This window comes from Colwellia sp. MB02u-9 (assembly GCF_014077085.1).
Taxonomy (GTDB): Bacteria; Pseudomonadota; Gammaproteobacteria; order Enterobacterales; family Alteromonadaceae; genus Cognaticolwellia.
This window is the reverse complement of record NZ_JACGVF010000073.1, coordinates 156,862-178,652: the sequence shown is the minus strand read 5'-3', so window position 1 is coordinate 178,652 and position 21,791 is coordinate 156,862. Positions and strand designations below refer to the sequence as shown.

Sequence of the window (21,791 nt, the reverse complement as noted above, 5' to 3'; positions counted from 1 at the left end):
GCTAGCCAATAACGAGTCATTGGCTAGCTTGAAATGTTTTTTAAATTTAATTTGCTCATCTGCTTAGTAAAACAGAGATCAATCAGCTAATAAAGTCACTAACACCGCATTTTGTGCCCACATGCGATTTTCAGCCGACTGAAAAGCCACCGACATTTCACTGTCGAACAGCTCAGTGGTAATTTCTTCTTCAAGATGCGCGGGTTGGCAATGCATAACAATACTTGCCCCTGCGTTTGCCATCAATTGATGATTCACTTGATACGGTTTAAAGGTCGCTAAAATATCAGCGACATTGGTATTATCACCCATAGATATCCAGGTGTCAGTGTAAATAGCATCTTGTTGTCCTAATTCAGCTATATCGTGGGTTAAAGATAATTTAGCCCCTGATGCTGCACTAAAGCTCACGGCTTTATTATACATTTGTTCATCAGGACCATGCCCTACTGGGCAAACTAAAGTAAAATCAACCCCGACGATTGCTGCCATTAGCATTAATGAATTAGAGACATTATTGGCGTCACCAATGTAAGCAAGTTTGATTTTGCTCAAATCAGAAAAATTTTCGGCTAAAGTAACAAAGTCAGCTAATGCTTGGCATGGATGATATACATCACACAAGGCATTAATCACAGGTACACTGCCATGCTGTGCCAGTTGCTCTATCGAATTGTTGCTAAAAACTCGTGCAACAATAGCATCGGCATAACAAGAAAGGTTCTTAGCATAGTCGCTAACTCGCTCACGTTCACCTAATTTACCATTTTGTTGGCCTAAATACAGGGCATGACCCCCTAATTTATTAATGCCAATATCAAAACTAACATGGGTTCTTAGCGAGGGTTTTTCAAAAATCATGGCAACTGATTTACCCGCCAAAGCCTGAGAGTAATTTTCAGGTTGCTGTTTTATATCACGTGCTAAGGTAATTAAGTCGAGTATTTGTGCTTTATTTAGCTGATCATCAGCTAAGAAGTGTTGTAAGTTCATCAATCTTTAATCCTGTGCGAAACCGGTTAACAACTTGTCTTATGACAATTAAAATGGCTTATATGAAACTAACAACCATTAGGCTGTATACGAGTGCCGACACTGTCGCCGTTGAGCAAGTCGACAATTTGCTCAGGTGATTGCCAACTAGCAACCGCGATACTTCGTCGTAACTGATTCGCCGCTCGCAATGCTGCGTTTACTTTAGCGGTCATGCCTCCGGCAATAACGCCACTGGTAATAAGTTGTTCTGCTTGCTGAGCATTCAATGAACTTAAATACTCGCCCGTTGCCCCTTTAACGCCATTAACATCGGTCAACAGCAATAATTCAGCATTAAGCAACTGACATATCACTACCGCGGCATCATCAGCATTTACATTGACTAACTCACCATTGTCCAAAGCACCAATGGATGAAACAATAGGTAAAAATTTTGCTTTGAGTAGCGTATCTAATAACGCGCTACTAAAAGGTTTAGGTACACCGACTTGGCCTAATGCTAGAGGGCTTAAATGGCACTGCACCATTTGACCGTCGGTAAGTGACAAACCAACAGCGGGTAGTTTTAAACTCGCGGCACTGGCCACAATAGCTTTATTAACATTACCGGCTAGCGCACCACTAATAATCGGCATTTGCTCTTTGGGTGTCACTCGTAAACCGTGTTTTTTTTCAGTAACAAAACCTGCTTGAGCAAGCATTTCATCAACCACACAGCCACCACCGTGAACGATAACTACAGGTTGATCTTTTAAACTGGCAATTACGGTTAACAACGCAGCTAAGGCAGAGGTGTTGCCTTGATTGTAACCATCTAAAATAGCGCCGCCAATTTTGATCACAACAGGCTTCTTCATCAGTAATTCCCTGCGGTTAATAAGCTATATTCACTAGGTAAGCCCAAACTAATATTGGCACATTGTATGGCTTGTGACGCCGCCCCTTTTAACAAGTTGTCAATAGCACAGCTCACCACCACCACCTGTTTGTCTTCATCAACTAACCAATGCACATCAGCAAATGGGCTATAGGCAACATTGTTTATTTTAGGCCAAGTGTTTACTATTCTGACCAATGGCGTGTCTTGATAGGCTTTTGTAAAGGCACTGTCAACTTGTTGACTAGTAACCCCAGCTTTTAACTGTAAGGTCACTGTCACTAATAGTCCACGTTTGTAAGGGGCTAAATGTGGATTAAAAATCACCTCAACATTAGCTTCTTGACTAATTTCTGGCTGATGCCTGTGCTGCAAAATATTGTACGGGGTTAAACTCACTTCACAAAAACTTGTCGCTAATGACGCTGTACGACCGGCCCCCGTTACGCCACTAATACCATTAACCACAATTAATGAATTTTCTTGATGAAGATCATTGCTGGTGATGGGCTTTAACGCTAATAAACTCGCGGTCGGATAACACCCTGGCACAGCAATTAAATTGCTGGTAGCAATCTCGGCGGCTTGCCATTCGGCTAAACCATATTGAGCCTGTTGTAGTGCGTTTAACGCTTGATGTTCAAAACCATAATGCACGGGATATTGCTTAGCGTCTTTTAAACGAAAACCACCCGATAAGTCGAACACTTTAACATCTTGATCAATAAAGGCTTGGGCCCATTGCGCACTAAACTCATGGGGTGTGGCAAAAAATACCGCATCAATCTTGTGTTTAGAAGCACTAATATGTTGCTCAAACCATTGTGGAGAAAAAGGCTCTAGCGGCAAATCACATATACCTTGCCAACGAGCATGTAATTGTGAAAAAGTTTGACCACTAGAGGTACCATTTTCAGACACCAATAAATGTTGAATTGAGATTTTATTATGCTGTGTTAACAAGCCAATTAATTCAGCCCCCACATATCCACTTGCACCAATAACTACGACGTTCATTTACTTACCATTTTTTTACGATTAGAAACTAAAACTCACGGTACTATTTACCTGTAAATTTTGCAATTCTATTCAACTTTAAGCAATTATTCTCTCGCTTTATGACCAAAAACATATCACTATCTAGAGAATCAAGACTGACCAAAACTAATATTTGACACTAGTGTCTTGGCTTAGTTGAATACATTATATACATTTTCATAGTGTGGTTAAATTAGGCTCTTTACATTAAGTTGCTAAAATACCACCATATAAATAGTTATGCAACAAATTAGCATAATTACCCAGTAAATAATTTTAGGTGCTTAAATATCATGAAAAAGCTCAATAAAAAACTCCCCAACTTTACCCAGGCCATTAGCCAATTAATAGCACAACCCAGTATTAGTTCTTCGCAGGCGAGCTGGGATCAAAGTAATGAAGGGGTAATAAATTTACTGTCAGCTTGGTTTGAAACCTTAGGCTTTACTGTCACTATTCAAGCGGTTCCACAGGCTAAAGGTAAGTTTAATATGTTGGCTAAATTAGGCACAGGCACAGGGGGTTTATTACTTGCAGGCCACAGCGACACTGTACCTTTTGATGAAAATAGCTGGTTATCCGATCCGTTAAAAATCACCGATAACGATAATAAACTTTTTGGCCTTGGTAGCTGCGACATGAAAGGTTTTTTTGCCTTTATTTTGCAAGCTTGCCAACATATCGACCTTAAAACATTAAACAAGCCATTATACGTTTTAGCCACTGCCGACGAAGAAACCACCATGGCTGGCGCACGATTTTTTGCTAACAGTGGAATAATAAAACCTGACGTTGCCATTATAGGTGAGCCAACAAATTTAGTGCCTGTGGTAATGCACAAAGGTCATATGTCTCATAAAATTAGTATTAAAGGTCAGGCTGGACATTCAAGTAAACCGGCAAGCGGCGTTAATGCGATTGAAATAATGCATCAAGTGATGAATGAATTATTCAAACTCAGAGAAAAACTCAGCCTAAGCTATCAAAATGAAGCTTTTGATGTTCAAACACCTACGCTAAATTTAGGGGCTATTAGAGGCGGTGACAATGCGAATAGAATTTGTGGCCATTGTGAGCTTGATATTGATATGCGCTCTTTACCCGGTATGAAAGATGAAGAGCTAGTGGCTTGGTTAGCAAAGGCCTTGCAGCCCATTGCGGAAAAATATCCTGGTCGACTCAGCATAGACGAGCTTGACCCTAGTTCACCGAGTTTTCAGCAAACCCCTGAAAGTGAATTAGTGCATACCGCTGAAAAACTTTCTGGTCATCATTGTTGTGCGGTAAATTACGCAACAGAAGCACCATTTATTCAACAATTGGGTTGCCAAACTATTGTTATGGGCCCAGGCTCGATTGATCAGGCACATCAACCTAATGAGTATTTAGCCCATAGTGAAATTACAAAAACTGAGCTATTACTGACTAAACTCATTCATCATTATTGTTTTTAATTTTTAGTACTTTTAGTCAGTCAAGCACAAAGCAGTTGGCAGAATAAAATTAAGCTTACCCGCTAATCTATACCCTATTTATGCTTAGCGGGCTCGACTCCAGAGCTTTTGGTTACCTATGTTCAAAAAGTACTCCCCTGGTTGCCAACAACGCGGCAATAAATCGCGTTCCTTACGTTCAAGATAATTTGATGACAATAAAGGTAGAATTTCATCCAATCTTGCTTTGCTTATATTGGAGCACTCTTGTGCTGTTTCTACAAAGTATAAATTCTTGCTTTTTTTTACGACCAAGTCATGCCCGTGGCCAATGAAGGTCAATTGTCTTGATGCTATACGGCATTTAGGTTCATTAGGTTTTTCAGGGTAGAGCTGAGTGACTATCGCATATTCATAGCGCACGCCCTGGTCAATATCATTCGGGATATAAATTACCCCAAACCCTTGTGGAAAATCGCCAGTGATTTGATATAAGGCATCAACAACCTGGCGACTACAACGGCCTGCTTCAGCGTTCTTATATAAGGCTTGGTATACTCTCGGTAATAATTTGTAGTTGTAGTTGTTTTTAGTTGATAAGACAATACCGGTATATATTTGCGGTATTTTTAATATGTTGCCCACACCTAACTTCGGCTGGAAACTACTCATTATAAGCTGCTTAACAAAGCACAAGATCTGAGTTTGTGTACTATCAAAGGCCTCTCTTTCAGCTACAGAGTCACCTAGATAATTTACCACACCAATACCATTGAGAAGATAATTTATAGTTTCACGATAATTAATCTGCAATAAGGCTTTCCGCTCTTCAAGCTCTAAAGTGCGAAAACAATCTAGCTTGCCATTAACACCTTGTATAATCTTCTGTGCATTAGGATGATAATGGCCAATATCTTGTAATATAGCGGCCATTAACACAGGTATTTTCACAAGATCTTTAAATTGACGTAAGGCCTCTGCACTGCCACTACTTAATTCGTTAAAATCAAAAGCGACAAGTGCCATTAATTCTTGAACTAAAGTGTCTTCGGATGAAAAATTTTTTAAACAGATTTGATCTAGTAACCTTAACGCCAGTACAGCTCTATACAAAGGTTTACTGCGTTCGTTTTCAACTGCCACTTTACTGCCTTCGGTCGGCAATAATAACTGCATAGTGCCTAATAGCTCTGCTGATTTTCGCTTAGTTTCAGCCAAACTTTCACCTTCACAAAGTTCAAAGATATCTCGACAAATACGCTGCAAATGTTGAGCGCGTTCATTGCGCTTTGCGCTTAACATTGTTAAGTTTTTTTGCTGCTCACGTTCAAGCTTTAAAAGTTTCCTGTTACTTTTATCACTATCAATTTGTACTAACTTGGCTATTTCATTGTTAAGGCTCTTAACTTCGCCTTGAGAGAGCAACTCTAGATCGTAAAATGCTATAGCCCTTTCCAAAACAGAATCTTTTAAAGGACTAGGTCCGTAAATTTTAGTTAATAAAACTTTGACCTTAGTAGTAAACTTAGTATCACCAGAGAAATTTTTCAACATGAGTTCCATTCGTATAAGTAGTAGCTATTAAAATGATAGTGCCGTCGTCCTAACGCTTAATTAGCTAGCCTAGAACAAACAAAGTGTATAAGTATTAAGCTATATTTTATGCCTTTTATGCCTTTTGTGCTTAGGGTAGATCACTATTGTGCTCACTACATAGTGAATATATGCATGCGATTAATGACATGCTAAAAAAATGCAATTTTTCAACCCATGCTTGAGCGCTCAATCAGGTTCGTTAACAATCGATAATTATGCTTAACATTGAACAGATTAATTAAAATGTCAATACTAAAGTGCCCGGTGAGATGGAGCCTGACAAAATACGGTTACATTAGCTGCACTTGAATGACACTGTGCATTAGAACATACTGACTAAACTTTACACTAATATACAAATTTGCCGCATTGGCAATTAAGGATAATGATGGCCTCAAGTAACTTTAAAGAAACCCTCAAAAGTGTTGGCGCAGCATTTTTTGGTGTGCAAAGTGATAAAAATAGAGAGCGAGACTTTACTCATGGCAAATTTAGTCATTTCATTATTGCGGGTTTAATTGCTGTGGTGCTATTCATAGCGGCCTTAGTTACCATTGTAAGTTTCGTTTTACCCAGCTAATATTTTTAGTATCACACCACTGAATTCGACTAAAATCTTAAGTAAAGCCATAAGTCACGCAAAACTCAATGATGCTAGCTCAATCTTACAACCAGATGGTATTACCCCCATCGCTTGCTGACTTTGGGTTATCCACTTTCATCAAGATAATATAAGCCATTGATTTGTGAGTTGGCGTTATTTAATAAAGCGCGAGTAACTCAAACACTTTATTGCGTGCATTACCTTTTTGACTAATCGTTCGTGACACTTCTATTGAGTGATGTTTTTTCGCATGCTGATATATTTTTCGTGTCCAGATAGTATCGTGATTACTGATCAATACTGATATTTTACGATTTTTGGTCACTTCTTCTACCGCATTGGCTAAATCAGCTTGTTCATCTAGCCCAAAGCCGTTACCTGAATAACTGGTAAAGCTGGCGGTTTTACTTAAGGGTACGTAAGGAGGATCGCAATAAATAACATCACCGGATTTCGCATGTGCAAAGGTTTGTCGATAACCGTCACAAATAAAAATCGCTTTGGCCGCTTTCTCAGCGAAATAGTGCAGTTCAGCTTCAGGAAAATACGGGCGCTTATATTGCCCAAAAGGGACATTATAACCACCAGATTTATTGTATCGACATAAGCCATTATAGCCATGACGATTCATGTAGAGAAACACTAGCGATCTAAAATAAGGGTCTGAGCTGGCATTAAAGTCTTTTCGCAGCTGATAGTAGCTTTCTGCCTGATTATTTTCAGGTGAAAACAATCGGCGAGCATCGGCGATAAATTTATCAGGTGTTCGCTGCACAATACGATATAAATTGATCAGATCTTGATTTATATCATTGAGTAAGTATTCGTCATAATCACTATTTAGAAACACAGAGCCGGCGCCAACAAAAGGTTCAATCAGACGATTTCCTTTTGGTAACATAGAATTTATGACATCGGTAAGCGCGTATTTACCACCCGCCCATTTTAAAAAAGCTCGATGTTTTTTCTTCATAGCACCTACAAATCCAAAAATTTAGCAACAGATACTTAGCATCTGAAAAGTAAGCGGGGATTGTATCCTGAATTAACCTTTATTGGGAGAGCAGAAATGCATTGATTTCGTTATTAATAACCGTAACTGGCTTTATCCAGGGTTGCCGTGCTAATAACGATTTTGGTAAAGCGGCTAAGGCAGATAGTGCTGCTGATTTTTCTGCATAGGCTAAGCTGGTGATAACCACTGACGGTTTATTATTTAATAAACGCTGATAAACTTGGTAGTCAATCCTTGTTAAGTCTTCAAGTAATGATTTTGGCAATGTTAAATCGCTATAAGCGGCAAATTGAATAACATAGCCAAGGTGATTACTGTAGTAGTCATTGTTAACGCTAACTTGATTCGCTCGCTTATTCTGCGCAATTATCGCTTGTAGTTTACGCCGACTCGCTGAAGGTTTAAGCACTGTACCATTGGCTTTTGCACTATTCATACTTTCTGCTGTGATCGCTGACATAACCTCGGCAGGTGAGGCCGGTAAACTCGGCATTTTTATTGGCAATACTGACAATGGATTAATTAACGACGAGTAAATGTCTTTAGGTCTGGCAGCAAGCTTAGTGTTTTCGATTTTAGTTTCAGTGGTTGACCCAGCAACCTCAGCTTTATTCTCACGATTAATGGCTAACACCATAGTTTGTGGTTTTGCTAATACTTCAGTTAATGATATTTCTGCTTGTTTATTAGCGCTGATTAATTTCGAAAAATTAAAACTATCTAATTGCAATAAATTAATAACCAAGACGCCAAGGCCTAATAAAAAAACCAATGCGCTAATTAACCCTTTATTTTGATTAATAAACTGCCATTTTGGCTGAGTATTTTTAAATATTGCTGATGTGGTTGACAGAAGTTGGCCCGATTGTGCCGATAATAATGTCAGTTTATTGTCAAATAAACTTTTATTATTCGCCACAGTTTTACCCGCTTGTACTGAGCCAAACATCACAATGTTAACCACCAAATTGGCTTTTTTAGCGATAGCGGCTAATTGTGACAGTTCATGAAATATCTGTAATGATAAGTGCTGAGCACTGTCGAGCACAATACTAATGCCCTGCGGTGATTTTTTAGCTAAATTAATCACACTAACCGCTAATGATATTTCTGGATCAAATAACTCACCGGTATATAACTGCTCGATTATACGACAACGAATTTGAATATTATTAAACTGTGCAGCAAGTGAGATATAGGCAGCATTATGCTGCTCGGGTAAACTGGCTAAAAACTGGCTAGCACTGGGCGCGCTTTGTTCAACGCTTTCGTCGATAACTAAAATAGCTTGTTTTGAAAAACGTAGAATATAGTCTATGCGGGCATGGGCACTAATTTTAGTGACACTGGTGTTATCATTAGATAGGCCAATATTTTTCATTAACGCTGACATGCTTCACCTATTCTGAATAAAATTACAGAATTTGTTGAAGGTGTTCCTCACTAACATCGTCATTAATTTCAGATTGGCCAATAGCCGTTGGAAGAATAAAACGAAGCTTTCCAGCTAAGTTCTTTTTATCACGACGCATATGACAAATAAATTCATCAAAACCCATATTTTCTGGCGCAATTAACGGTAAATCAAAAGCAGACAGCAAAGTTTCAATACGACGAAGATCTGACACTTCAAGCAAATTCATTGTTACTGATAACTTAGCAGCAAGTACCATGCCAGTAGCAACAGCTTCACCATGTAACCAATTACCATAACCTTGGTCAGCTTCAATAGCGTGGCCAAAGGTATGTCCTAAGTTTAATAAAGCACGCACACCGGTTTCTGTTTCATCTTCAGCAACAATATTCGCTTTGCATTGACAGCAACGTTCGATCATCTGCATTAAAATCTTATTTTCACCGGCTTTTATTGCATCAATATGCTGTTCAAGCCAAGTAAAAAAATCACCATCACCTAATATACCGTACTTAATCACTTCAGCCATACCGGCATTAAATTCTCTAATCGGTAAAGTTGCTAAGCTTGCTAGGTCAATAAATACCGCTTTAGGTTGATAGAACGCGCCTATCATATTTTTACCTAAAGGGTGATTAACGGCTGTTTTTCCGCCAACTGAGGAGTCAACTTGAGACAACACAGTAGTAGGGATTTGAATAAAATCAATACCGCGCTGATAACACGCCGCGGCAAAACCCGTGATATCGCCAATAACTCCACCGCCTAACGCAATTAAGGTCGTGTCTCTACCGTGATTACCTGCTAGCAGATGTGACATTATCCGTTCAAAATTCGCTAAGCTTTTCTGAGCTTCACCATCAGGTAATATCACTTCATCAAGGTCAAAATCCCTAAGGCTATGTTTAATTTGCTCAATATAAAGGGGTGCAACGATATCATTACTGACAATGCAAACACGCTTACTGCGGATGTGACTAGACAGCAGTTCACTATTTGCTAATAGTCCGCTGTCTATATAGATTGGATAACTGCGCTTACCGAGTTTAACCTGAAGTGTGGTCATAATTATGTCGTTTAAAAGTCCAAGCGTTCAACTATTTTACTTGCAACAACTTTCGCACTTTGGTCATCCGTCTGCACGATAACATCGGCAATTTCTTCATATAACGGATTACGTTCTATCGCTAAGTTTTCAAGTACTGTTCTAGGTTCTTCATCAGTTTGTAGTAGCGGACGACGTCGGTCTCTTTGAGTGCGAGCGACTTGCTTATCTATCGTTGTTTCAAGATAAACTACAATGCCGCGTGCTGATAAGTGATTACGTACTTGAGCGCTGATCACAGATCCACCGCCAGTAGCCAAAACAATTCCTTGTTTTTCACTTAAGTCTTCAATAACTGACTCTTCTCTTAGTCGAAAACCTTCTTCGCCTTCAAGATCAAAAACCCACGCGATATCTGCACCAGTACGACGTTCGATCTCTTGATCGGAATCAAAAAACTCTAGATGTAGCTTATCCGCTAATTCTCTACCAATGGTGCTTTTGCCTGCGCCCATTGGGCCTACAAGGAAAATATTACGTTTTTCTGCCATTAGATTAATTAATACTCGTTTATTTATTACGTGAACAGGTAAGAGAGAACCTCTCTCGAAAATTTCAAGGGCGCAATTATCGCAATTGTTGGGTACAAATTGCAAGCATGTAAGATGAAAACACCAACTTACATGCAAATTAACTTAAAATCTTTCGGTAACTATGCGTGGTGTAACGAATATTAACAGTTCTTTTTTCTCATTAAAGTTACTGCTATTCCTAAACATCCAACCAAAATAGGGAATATCACCCAAAACAGGTACTTTTGACACTGAACTAATAATTTGTTGTTGATAGATTCCACCCAATACGATGGTTTCACCATTATTAACTAAAACTTGCGTACCTATTCTTTGTGTGTCGATAGCAGGTGCCATGCCATTTGAAAGATCAGACACCGTATCTTGCGTTACCACCAAGTCCAAAATAATTCTATCATCAGGGGTAATGTGCGGTGTTACGGTTAAACTTAATACCGCTTTTTTAAATTGTGTTGATGTAGCGCCACTCGATGCGGCTTCTTGGTATGGAATTTCCACACCTTGCTCGATATACGCTTCTTTTTGGTTTGCCGTAGTAATGCGCGGACTGGCAATTATTTCACCTTTGTTTTCTTTTTCCATCGCACTTAATTCAAGATCAAGAATGGTGCCATCGGCCAAGCGCGCAACCTGAAAGGCGATACTGCCCGCCGGGTTTGCGACGGGTAAGTTTACATTCAATCTGTCACTTAAATCCGGCACAGTGCTACTGCCCGCACCGGCTAAAGAGCCTGAGATTGAAGACTCACCATCAGAGTCTGTTACGCCCCAGCGAATACCCAACTCTTCATTAATATTATCTTTTACCGTCACCATACGAGATTCAATGATAACTTGGCGAACAGGGATATCTAATACCAAGACCATACGTTTAATATCTTCAATACTTTTAGCCGTATCACGGAGCAATAAAGTATTGGTTCTTTCATCAACGCTAACACTGCCGCGTGTAGATAAAATGCTGTTATCTTGATTTTTAATTAATGCCGCAAATTCAGCCGCTTTTGCGTAGTTAACTTGCACGTATTCAGAATATAATGGTGCGAGTTCTTGCACTTGTTGTTGGGCCAGCAAGTCACGGGCTTCTCGAGCAGCTAGTTCATCACTAGGCGCCACCATAAGAATATTGCCTTGCATACGCTTGTCTAAGCCTTTGACCTTTAAAATAATATCAAGCGCTTGATCCCAAGGTACACCGTCTAGTCTCAAGGTAATATTGCCAACCACAGTGTCACTGGTCACTAAATTAAAGCCATTATAATCAGCAATAATTTGTAATACAGTACGCACCGAAATATCTTGGAAATTTAATGAGATTGCCCTGCCACTAAAGTTTTCTTCTTCTCCTAGGTAACCATCTTCTTTCACTTTAGGGTTTATTGTTAATGAAAAAACATCATTAAACTGCTGATGTTTATATTCAAACGGCCCTTCAATATCAACGACTAAACGAGCATTGCGTCCTTCTTTAAAGGTTTCAATCCCGTTAACTAATGTGCCAAAGTCAGTCACATCTAATTTATAAATATAGTCTTCAAGAATTTCAGTATTGTGAAATTCAATATAAAGTTTTCCTAATTTATCGCTGACATCGACAGCGACCTTACTGTCGATAAGCTTAACCAAAAGTTGTGCTTCATTTTGCTGACCACGTTTAAAATCAATATTATCGATCTGATTTATAAAACCATGTCCTAGCGGAATTAACTGTGTTATCGCTTTATTTACCTGACCGGTATTTAAAGTTAGGGCAAAAGTATTATCTTTTTGGCTAACATCGAATATTGATAGTTTCTGCAAATTAACATCGGCAACAACTTTACCGGCCATTTTTCGCACAGTAATATTTTTTACCCCTGCATGTTTAATCAGCGTTGTCGCTATCGTAGGGTTAAATTGCTCTGCATCGAAGGTTATTCTCACTTGTGCCGGTGTCATTGTCGTCGTTACGGTTGGCGGCGCAACAATTTTATCTGATAGTTCAAATATCAATTCAATTTCATTACTTTGAATAGTGTTATAAGTGATCCCTGTTAGTTCGTTCGCCCACGAGAAAGTTGATAACACGCATAAATAGGCGGCCATAATTAACTTTATTTTTTTACAATGTGTCATAAGATTATCGTTTTTTATTTTATTAAATAGCAACATTACTTCCTTTGCCCCTCTGCACTTGCCTGTGTCATGGTAACGACAGTCTCACGTTCCACCCAGCAACCTGCGCCATCTGGGATTAACTCTAATACTTTTACATGATCTTGGCTTACGGCGGTAATTCGCCCATGATATAAGCCGACATAACCACCAACAGCAACCCGATGTAGGGTATTGTCAGACGCCTCGAGTAGTGCCCAAGTAACACCTAATTCACCTAAGGTGCCACGCATCACTAAATCACTTAATGAAAACTTCTCCAAAGGTTGTTTTCTTCGACGTGGATCAGGACTTAAACAGCCTGACATTTGTTGAATTTTTTCTTGAATAGCTTCAGGTTTTGGCTCGTCAAACGGGCTACGAAGTACATTGGCAGAATAATCAAAGTGACCAAAATTTTTCACTTTAGGCATCGGCTCTATTGTACTAGTGGTGCTCGCTTGCACATCGGCAATGTGTTGTTGCAAATCATCCGTATTGCTATAACAGCCGGTTAATAAAACAGCACTTAATATAATGAATTTTTTCATTATTCGTCTGCCTCCCGATAACGGTAGGTTTTAGCTTGCAGCTTTAAGGTTAAATCTCCTGAAGCTTGTTTTTGCAAATTAATGTCAAAATTATGCAGGGTAACTATGCGCGGTAAGCCAGCAATTCGGCTGACAAATTCACCAAACTCATGATAAGAGCCCAACACTTCAATATCTATGGGTAATTCGACATAAATTTCTTGTTCTATTTCCGGTTGCCAATTTAATTTAACAAAATCAAGTCCGGTAGTCGTACCGACAAAGGTAATGTCATCTAGCAGACCTGGGGTTTCATGGCTTTCTGGTAAGCTTTTTAGTTGTTTGGCAAACATAGCTTCCGCTTCAATCATTTGTTGTTCAAATACTTCTAAATTAGCCGCTACATGATATTTAGCTTGGTATTCTTGCTTAAGGGTAAGCTCTTGTGCTGTCACACGTTCAAGTTGCTTAATTTGATCGCTGATCATTAAGACATAACCCAAACTTAAGACTAAAACCACTAAAAATATTGATAAAACTATTTTGGCAGCTTTTGGCCATTGTCCAATATTATCAAGCTCTAAGCCTTCAAATTGCTCCATAAATTCCGATGAGTCAAAATTCATTATGGTGCTCCTTGCTCGGTCGATTCGGTCGAATTAATCAAACCTTTAATTCGAACGCGCATTTTAAAATCACTTAATAATTTACTTTTTGCATCGTTGGAAGTGATAGATTCAAGTATCGCGTCTTCAAATAAATCAGAACGCTCAATTTCCCTGATCATGTTGGCTAGATGATTATTAGACTCACTTTTACCGATAATATTTAAACTATTATCCTGTTTTTCTAGCTGTGTAAGATAAATACCATTGGGGACTACTTTTGCTATTTCGTCTAACACTTGAGTCACCACATTGCGACTACGTTGCAGTTGCTCAACAACACGGGTGCGTTTTTTAAGTTCTTTTTTCTTTTCATTAAGCGACTTTATTTTTGCAATGCGTAAATCCAGTAGTTGAATTTCATTTTGTAAAAATTGATTACGAGCATTTTGCCCATCAATATGCATTTGATAAAACTGATTCACTGAAAATACGATCAGCAATGCCACGACGGCCACTAGGGTTAACATGGTAAAATATTCTCGTTGCCGAGCTTTTTCAGCTTCTTCACGCCATGGTAGTAGGTTTATATATGCCACGGGGAAAAACTCCTTAATGCTAATCCAGCTGCCACCATATAGCGCGGTCCTGTTTTCGCTAACACTTCTTGATTAATAGTGCTCGAAATTTCCATGCCGGAAAATGGGTCAGCTATGACGGTATGAATACCCAATTCTTCTGACAATAGTTGCTTAACGCCTTCCACTAAAGCACTACCACCTGAAATAACTAGGTAATCAACTTTTGCTTTACCACTGGTGGTCAGAAACATTTGAATGGCACGACGAATTTGCTGCACTAATATGGTGTGAAAGGGCGCTAAAACTTCAAAGGTGTAGTTAGGTGGTAGATCATCGGTTAATTTCGCTAACTCTGCTTCTTCAAAAGACTTATTATAATAGGAGACAATCGAACGAGTATATTGTTCACCGCCAAACAGTTGATCACGACTGTAAATATGAGTACCTGATTCAGTGACCGAAAATAGGGTCATTGTCGCACCCAAATCTACGGTAGCAATAATTTTGTCCGCTGCATCGTCAGGTAATTGCCTTAAAATTAAATCATAGGCGCGACTGATAGCGTAAGACTCAACGTCAATAACTTTAGTTTCAAAACCACCGGCTTCTAATGCGGCAACTCTGGCTTCAACAGACTCTGTTCGCGCGGCGCTAAGTAACACATTCATTTTACTCGGGTCTGATTCATTAATATCGAGCGATTCAAAGTCTAAGCTGACTTCATCAAGGGGGTAGGGAATTAAACTATCAGCTTCAATTTCTATCTGGCTAGCCAATTCTTGCTCAGTTAAGGCTACATCCATGTAAATTATTTTTGTGATAACCGTTTGTCCAGATACTGCAGACGCGGCTTGTCGTACAGACGAGGAAATTTTTTTTCGTATTTTTGCTATCACTTTACCAACAGCATCAATGTCTTGAATTTCTCTGTCAACAATTGCCCCTCTTGGCATCGGCTCAATGGCGACAGTTTCTAAAACATATCCGTTGTCATTTTGGTTCAGTAAAACCGCTTTAATAGAGTGAGAACCAATGTCAATTCCAACCATTAAAGTGGTCTTTTTTTTCCATAAACTACTTAACATAGAATCCTTCTAGAACATTTTATTTTTATAAGATTAGATAAAAAAATTGGCATAAAATCATTTATCACATGCTTTTACAGGATATACTAGTACTATTACCCCTATTTTATAACATTTATCGAGCTTTTTTTTGTGTTTTCTATAAAAAACCTGTTCAAAACAGGTGCTGTATTGGTCTTTATCGGCATGCTGGCATTGGCCGGAATTTACTTGTCGATGCGTTCAAGTTTACCCAGTGTTGAATCACTGAAAGATTTGCAATGGCAAACGCCAATGCAAATTTTTAGCGCTGACGGCAAACTTATTTCTCAATTTGGTGAAAAGAAACGTATTCCCCTTACCTTAGAAGAAATGCCACAACAGTTAATCAATGCGATTTTAGCTACCGAAGACGACCGCTTTTATCTTCATTTTGGCGTTGACCCTATCGGTATGGGTCGAGCTATCCTAGGTCAACTCACCGGACAAAACAAAGGGGGTGCAAGTACCATCACTATGCAGGTAGCACGAAACTTTTTTCTCAGCCGTGAACAAACCTATGTCCGAAAAATTCGCGAAATATTTATTTCTTTCCATATTGAAAGCCTGTTAACAAAAGATGAAATTCTTACACTCTACATGAATAAGATTTCCTTAGGCCATCGCTCTTTCGGCTTTGGTGCCGCTGCACAGGTCTATTATGGTAAAGAAACTAAAGAACTGACTTTAGCGCAAATTGCGGTATTAGCCGGTTTACCAAAAGCGCCTTCAACCATGAACCCTATAAGCCGACCTGATCGAGCAATGCAGCGCCGAAGCGTAGTATTACATCGTATGCATAGCGCTGGCTATATTAGTGCAGAAGAAATGTCGGTCGCCAATAAGGCACCTATTACCGCCATTAAACATGGTGCGGAAATTGAATTAAGCGCGCCTTATATTGCCGAGATGGCCCATCAAGAAATGATCGACCGTTTTGGTAAAGAAACTGCCTACACGGGAGGTTATAAAGTATTTACTACCGTAACCTCAACTTTGCAATATGCCGCTGAACAAGCGGTAGTGAATAATATTTTAGCTTATGATGAACGCCATGGTTATCGCGGCCCTATTAGTACCTTACGCCCCCTTGATAACCAAGCTCAAACTATTAGCACAGATGACTCAAACAAAATCGCAAGTGCGCCAATAAGTGACGAAGAAGTTATACAAGCACTTGCTTCAATGTCGAGCTATCACTCACTGGTACCAGCGGTTGTTACGGCAACATTTGATCGTGCTGCACAAGTGAAACTACAAGATGGCTCTGAGGTAGAAATTGATTGGCATGGCCTATCGTGGGCGCGAGCTTATATCAATGATGATAAGCAAGCACCGCCACCAAACACAGCCGGTGATATATTGACACTGGGTGATATTATTATGGTTTCGGCAACAGACTCTGGTTATCGCTTAAGCCAATTGCCCGATGTCAGTTCAGCACTTATTTCGCTAGCAACGGATAATGGCGCGATAAAAGCGGCCGTGGGTGGTTTTAGTTTTGAGCATAGCCAATTCAACCGTGTTACCCAAGCAAAACGACAAGTGGGCTCTAACATTAAGCCTTTTATCTACTCAGCAGCATTAGACAGCGGCTATACTTTGGCATCAATAGTCAATGACGCGCCAATTAACCAGTGGGATAGAAGCTCAGGCGTAGTCTGGCGCCCTAAAAACTCGCCACCCGTTTATAACGGCGAAATTCGACTGCGTTTAGCCTTGGCACAATCTAAAAACGTTATTGCTGTGCGCTTGCTTAGAGATGTTGGCTTAGATAAAATTATTCCCTATTTAGCCTCTTTTGGTTTTGATCCTGACGACTTACCACGTAACGAGTCTTTAGCACTCGGTTCAGCGTCTTTGACGCCATTGGAAGTGGCGACTGGCTTTGCCACATTTGCCAATGGCGGGTTTTTAATTGAGCCCTACTTAATTGAACGCATTGAAGACTCCTTCGGTAAGGTCTTATTTCAAGCCAACCCAGCTATTGCCTGTGATCGTTGCGAAGAGACTATAGCCGCAGAGATTGAGACTTTTGACAACAAGACTGACAGCACCAACATCCTTGAAAATGAGCCATTGGCTGTTGCTGAAGGTAATACACTAGCCGCAAAAACTATCAATAAAGCCAAGCGTGTTATTAGTGCTCAAAATGCCTTTTTAATGACCGAAGCACTCAACTCGGCAATTTGGGGTGCTGACTGGAATGTAAAACCTTTTTGGCAAGGCACTGGCTTTCGTGCACGGGTACTAAAGCGTAGAGATATTGCGGGCAAAACAGGTACGACCAATCAAGCAAAAGACGCTTGGTTCTCTGGCTACAGTCGCCGATTAGTTACCACATCCTGGATAGGTTTTGACAACCCCAGTAGTAAGCTTGGCCAAACAACCTACAATAGCAATTTAGGTAAAGCGCAAACGACAGGTAAAGAGTTTGGCGCTAAGTCAGCTCAACCCGCTTGGATTAACTTTATGAAAGTGGCACTTGCAGAACTTCCTATTGAGCCTTTTGAACAACCCGAAGCGTTAATGTCGGTGCGAATAGACAAAGTGTCAGGAAAATTAACCACAAAAACAGATAAATCGAGTCGCTTTGAGTATTTTGAATTAGGCACAGCACCTACTGAATATATTAGCAAAGACATTAGCAGTCAAATCCTCGATGGTGGTTCAGATAACGTCAGTGAAGAGGGAATATTCGATTAAGCATAACTTGTCTTGAACTTTCGAACTGTCGATTACCGCACTATATTTTCTTGTGAAAATATCAATAATCGCCACTAAAAGTTTCGTTAGGAAAGTATGCGGATGAAAATTTTGTTTTTGTTCGCCATTTTTTAGAACATTTTTAAATTTTATATTACTTTTATAACACCCTTTAAGTGATAACTTCCTGACCAATCAGTCAATAAACCAACATTCATAAGTAATTGTTTTTATTTAATATAAATGAATATTCTGCGGGATTCATTCATGACCTTATCATTAATTTTTTTTCATCATAAACATCTTTACTTAAAAAATTATGAAAGTTAGTATGAAAACTTTCACAACGAAAGAAAAAAAACTTTCGTTTTGTTCATTGATCGCCTAAAATTGGCCTCCAAACTCGGAACACCGAAACTAATTATTTAAAAATCGTCATACCTTTAGGAGCGAATTCGCAATGGCAGCTTTAGAAAACTCAATCGATTTATCTTCATACGGCATCAGTAATGTTGCTGAGATAGTTTACAATCCATCTTATGAGTTACTCTTTGCTGAGGAAACAAGATCCGATCTCAGTGGTTTTGATAAAGGTGTGGTTACCGAACTCGGCGCTGTTTCAGTTGATACCGGCATTTTTACGGGTCGCTCACCTAAAGATAAATATATTGTTCGTGATGATACAACCCGTGATACCGTTTGGTGGTCAGATCAAGGTAAAAATGACAACAAGCCAATGTCTCAAGAGACTTGGACTAGCCTAAAAGGTTTAGTCACCGAACAGTTATCCGGCAAACGTTTATTTGTTGTTGATACCTTTTGTGGCGCAGATGATGACACCCGCTTAAAAGTGCGCTTTATCACTGAGGTGGCTTGGCAAGCACATTTTGTTAAAAACATGTTCATTCGCCCCACCGATGCAGAATTAGCACATTACGAACCTGACTTCATTGTCATGAATGGCGCAAAAACCACCAATCCAAATTGGCAAGCACAAGGCTTAAATTCAGAAAATTTTGTTGCCTTTAACTTAACGGAAAAAGTGCAACTTATTGGTGGTACTTGGTACGGCGGCGAAATGAAAAAAGGTATGTTCTCAATGATGAACTACTTTTTACCGCTAAAAGGCATAGCTTCAATGCATTGTAGTGCTAACGTTGGTGAAGATGGTGACACGGCGATTTTCTTCGGCCTTTCTGGTACCGGTAAAACCACATTATCGACTGATCCTAAACGCCAACTGATTGGTGATGACGAACATGGCTGGGATGAAAATGGTGTCTTTAACTTTGAAGGCGGTTGCTATGCAAAAACCATCAACTTAAGCAAAGAGAATGAACCTGACATTTATAATGCTATTCGTCGTGACGCTTTACTAGAAAACGTCACCGTTGACGAAAAGGGCACAATTGATTTTGACGATAATTCAAAAACTGAAAACACCCGTGTTTCTTACCCGATTCATCATATTGATAATATCGTTAAACCTGTCTCTCGTGCCGGCCATGCGAAAAAAGTTATTTTCTTAACTGCTGATGCTTTTGGTGTGTTACCTCCAGTGGCTAAATTAACCCCTGCGCAAACAGAATATTACTTCTTGTCGGGTTTCACAGCAAAACTTGCTGGTACTGAACGTGGTATAACAGAGCCAACACCAACATTCTCAAGTTGTTTTGGCGCCGCATTTTTAAGTCTACACCCAACACAATACGCTGAAGTGTTACGTAATCGTATGCAAGCGGTTGGTGCTGAAGCTTATTTGGTTAACACAGGTTGGAATGGCACAGGCAAACGTATTTCAATTAAAGATACGCGCGCCATTATAGATGCGATTCTTGATGGCTCAATTGATAATGCAGAAACACAAGTTTTACCCTTATTCAATTTAGATATTCCAACCAGCATTGATGGGGTTGATGATGGTATTTTAGACCCACGTAATACTTATGCTGAGCCAGCACAATGGCAAGATAAAGCCATAAATTTAGCGACTCGCTTTGTTAACAATTTTGATAAGTTTACTGATACTGACAACGGTAAATCGTTAGTCGCAGCAGGCCCTAAACTATAGTTAAATAAGTACCGCACTAAGCTAAAAAAGCTAAAAAAAACTAAAAAGCCGTCGTAACTATGACGGCTTTTTAATGCCTGCTATTTTGCTAATAAAATCAATACCATTAAGTATTACAAGATGTGATTAGCCGTGGCTAATAGGTAAGCAAACTTTCGCTGTTAAGCCCCCTTCTACTCGATTAAACAATTCCACTCGGCCACCATGAGTATCGACAATACGTTTAATAATAGCTAAACCTAAGCCACTGCCACCGGTTCCTCTTGCTTCATCACCTTGCGTAAAGGGCTGAAATAAACGCTCAATATCCACTTCAGCAATACCTGGCCCTTCATCAGAAACACAAAAACAAACCTCCTGTGTAGCTTTATCGAATGCGCTAGTTACTATGATCTTGCCGTCAGAATAGCGTAGCGCATTTTGAATTAAATTTGCCAATACCCGCTTCATAGCAACATAACGCAGAGGCACTTTAGGTAGCGGCTGGGCATTAATAATAATTTCTCGCTCTAGCATACTTTCAGACTGCACCACTTCGTCGATCAAGAGATTAATATCAGCCAACTCAACTTTGTCTTTACTATCATGGCGAATGTAATCAATGAACTGATCTATGATGGTGTTCATGTCTTGAATATCGCCTTCAATACCGGCTTTTAAAAATTCATCTTCAGCAATCATTTCAGTGGCTAAACGAATGCGAGTTAAGGGTGTGCGTAAATCATGAGATATACCTGCCATCAATAAATTTCGGTCATCTTCTAGTTGCTTAATACCCTTAGACATATGATTAAAAGCCCGAGTTACCGCAACAATTTCAGTGGTACCTATTTCCGTTAATGGCTCAGGAAAGTCGCCGCGACCCACATCATGAGCCGCATGTTGTAATGCAGCTAACGGACGATTAAGTTGTCGCACAAATAACCACCCACCCATCACACTTAAAATACCTAAAATCATTAGCACAAAAATAAGCGGTGAAAAGTTTTCTTCTCTTAAGCCATTAATTGGAATTTTAACCCAGTATTCAGGGGCTTGGGGGGGACGAATCCAAAATAGATATTCATCACCTTGGGAAATTCTTACTTCGGCTGGACCGCCTAATAGGCTAGACATTTCATCAGAACGAAAGGCGTAATATACCGCCTCTTGTAGACCTAATTTCATCGCAGCAGCTTCACGATAAACACCAATACCGGTTTCTCGCTGAAACGCCTCTCCCATAGCAGGACTTATTGCTTCATCAGCAATATCGATAAATACAACACGCACCTGCTTTGCCAGCAGCTGATTAACCTGTTGCGCATTGGGTTGGATAATATATATCGACATCGATATAAATGACACGACTTGATTTATTAACAGCAACACACCAATTAAGAGTACCGTTTGACCAAAGGCACTGCGTGGCAATATTTTCATAGACTTCTACTAGGTTAGTGTTGTTTTCA

General features: G+C 39.6%; 18 protein-coding genes. 4 read left to right on the top strand and 14 right to left on the bottom strand.

Features of this window, described 5'->3' with window-relative positions:
• Positions 1-78 precede the first annotated feature (78 nt).
• The 3 genes from H4J65_RS05850 to argC all read right to left on the bottom strand — a co-directional run bounded on the left by H4J65_RS05850 (position 79) and on the right by argC (position 2,890).
• Complete coding sequence (locus H4J65_RS05850; protein WP_182196614.1) at positions 79-993, bottom strand: ornithine carbamoyltransferase; 915 nt, start codon at positions 991-993, stop codon at positions 79-81.
• A gap of 68 nt (positions 994-1,061) precedes the next feature.
• Positions 1,062-1,853, bottom strand: a complete 792-nt coding sequence (argB, locus tag H4J65_RS05845; RefSeq protein ID WP_182137213.1) for an acetylglutamate kinase — start codon at positions 1,851-1,853, stop codon at positions 1,062-1,064.
• The gene (gene argC, locus H4J65_RS05840; protein ID WP_182196611.1) at positions 1,853-2,890 is read right to left on the bottom strand and encodes an N-acetyl-gamma-glutamyl-phosphate reductase; all 1,038 of its coding nucleotides are present in this window, start codon (positions 2,888-2,890) and stop codon (positions 1,853-1,855) included. Before argC ends, argB begins: the two co-directional genes overlap by 1 nt.
• 314 nt (positions 2,891-3,204) lie before the next feature.
• On the opposite strand from argC, the gene argE reads away from it, so the two are divergent.
• Positions 3,205-4,365: an acetylornithine deacetylase gene (argE, locus tag H4J65_RS05835; RefSeq protein ID WP_182186362.1), complete on the top strand. Its 1,161-nt coding sequence runs from the start codon at positions 3,205-3,207 to the stop codon at positions 4,363-4,365.
• A gap of 84 nt (positions 4,366-4,449) precedes the next feature.
• On the opposite strand, the gene H4J65_RS05830 is transcribed toward argE, so the two are convergent.
• On the bottom strand, positions 4,450-5,898 hold the full coding sequence (locus tag H4J65_RS05830; RefSeq protein ID WP_182196606.1) for a hypothetical protein: 1,449 nt from the start codon (positions 5,896-5,898) through the stop codon (positions 4,450-4,452).
• Between the two features lie 430 nt (positions 5,899-6,328).
• Here H4J65_RS05830 and H4J65_RS05825 point away from each other — a divergent pair, with 430 nt between their 5' ends.
• The gene (locus H4J65_RS05825) at positions 6,329-6,520 is read left to right on the top strand and encodes a DUF2970 domain-containing protein (RefSeq protein ID WP_404842455.1); all 192 of its coding nucleotides are present in this window, start codon (positions 6,329-6,331) and stop codon (positions 6,518-6,520) included.
• A gap of 181 nt (positions 6,521-6,701) precedes the next feature.
• Here H4J65_RS05825 and H4J65_RS05820 read toward each other — a convergent pair whose 3' ends face one another.
• The 9 genes from H4J65_RS05820 to H4J65_RS05780 form a co-directional block, all read right to left on the bottom strand.
• Positions 6,702-7,517 carry a Dam family site-specific DNA-(adenine-N6)-methyltransferase gene (locus H4J65_RS05820; protein WP_182137208.1) on the bottom strand — a complete coding sequence of 272 codons (816 nt, stop codon included), beginning with the start codon at positions 7,515-7,517 and terminating at the stop codon, positions 6,702-6,704.
• Between the two features lie 79 nt (positions 7,518-7,596).
• Positions 7,597-8,952 (bottom strand): hypothetical protein, encoded by a 1,356-nt coding sequence (locus tag H4J65_RS05815; protein WP_182196602.1) that lies wholly within the window; start codon positions 8,950-8,952, stop codon positions 7,597-7,599.
• Between the two features lie 22 nt (positions 8,953-8,974).
• The gene (gene aroB, locus H4J65_RS05810) at positions 8,975-10,042 is read right to left on the bottom strand and encodes a 3-dehydroquinate synthase (RefSeq protein ID WP_182137389.1); all 1,068 of its coding nucleotides are present in this window, start codon (positions 10,040-10,042) and stop codon (positions 8,975-8,977) included.
• 8 nt (positions 10,043-10,050) lie between these two features.
• Positions 10,051-10,569 carry a shikimate kinase AroK gene (gene aroK / locus H4J65_RS05805; protein ID WP_182137206.1) on the bottom strand — a complete coding sequence of 173 codons (519 nt, stop codon included), beginning with the start codon at positions 10,567-10,569 and terminating at the stop codon, positions 10,051-10,053.
• 144 nt (positions 10,570-10,713) lie between these two features.
• Positions 10,714-12,726 carry a type IV pilus secretin PilQ gene (locus H4J65_RS05800; protein WP_182196599.1) on the bottom strand — a complete coding sequence of 671 codons (2,013 nt, stop codon included), beginning with the start codon at positions 12,724-12,726 and terminating at the stop codon, positions 10,714-10,716.
• Between the two features lie 35 nt (positions 12,727-12,761).
• A complete protein-coding gene (locus H4J65_RS05795; RefSeq protein ID WP_182186370.1) occupies positions 12,762-13,295 on the bottom strand; it encodes a pilus assembly protein PilP in 534 nt (177 codons plus the stop codon).
• Positions 13,295-13,900: a type 4a pilus biogenesis protein PilO gene (locus H4J65_RS05790; protein ID WP_182186373.1), complete on the bottom strand. Its 606-nt coding sequence runs from the start codon at positions 13,898-13,900 to the stop codon at positions 13,295-13,297. Before H4J65_RS05790 ends, H4J65_RS05795 begins: the two co-directional genes overlap by 1 nt.
• A complete protein-coding gene (locus H4J65_RS05785) occupies positions 13,900-14,478 on the bottom strand; it encodes a PilN domain-containing protein (RefSeq protein WP_182137202.1) in 579 nt (192 codons plus the stop codon). Before H4J65_RS05785 ends, H4J65_RS05790 begins: the two co-directional genes overlap by 1 nt.
• Positions 14,466-15,545 (bottom strand): pilus assembly protein PilM, encoded by a 1,080-nt coding sequence (locus tag H4J65_RS05780; protein ID WP_182137201.1) that lies wholly within the window; start codon positions 15,543-15,545, stop codon positions 14,466-14,468. The genes H4J65_RS05785 and H4J65_RS05780 overlap by 13 nt, the downstream gene beginning before the upstream one ends.
• Positions 15,546-15,677: 132 nt before the next feature.
• On the opposite strand from H4J65_RS05780, the gene H4J65_RS05775 reads away from it, so the two are divergent.
• Positions 15,678-18,269: a penicillin-binding protein 1A gene (locus H4J65_RS05775; protein WP_404851938.1), complete on the top strand. Its 2,592-nt coding sequence runs from the start codon at positions 15,678-15,680 to the stop codon at positions 18,267-18,269.
• 460 nt (positions 18,270-18,729) lie between these two features.
• Positions 18,730-20,340 carry a phosphoenolpyruvate carboxykinase (ATP) gene (gene pckA / locus H4J65_RS05770; protein ID WP_182137199.1) on the top strand — a complete coding sequence of 537 codons (1,611 nt, stop codon included), beginning with the start codon at positions 18,730-18,732 and terminating at the stop codon, positions 20,338-20,340.
• Positions 20,341-20,466: 126 nt separating this feature from the next.
• On the opposite strand, the gene envZ is transcribed toward pckA, so the two are convergent.
• Positions 20,467-21,762, bottom strand: a complete 1,296-nt coding sequence (gene envZ / locus H4J65_RS05765) for a two-component system sensor histidine kinase EnvZ (RefSeq protein WP_182196596.1) — start codon at positions 21,760-21,762, stop codon at positions 20,467-20,469.
• Positions 21,763-21,791: the final 29 nt, after the last annotated feature.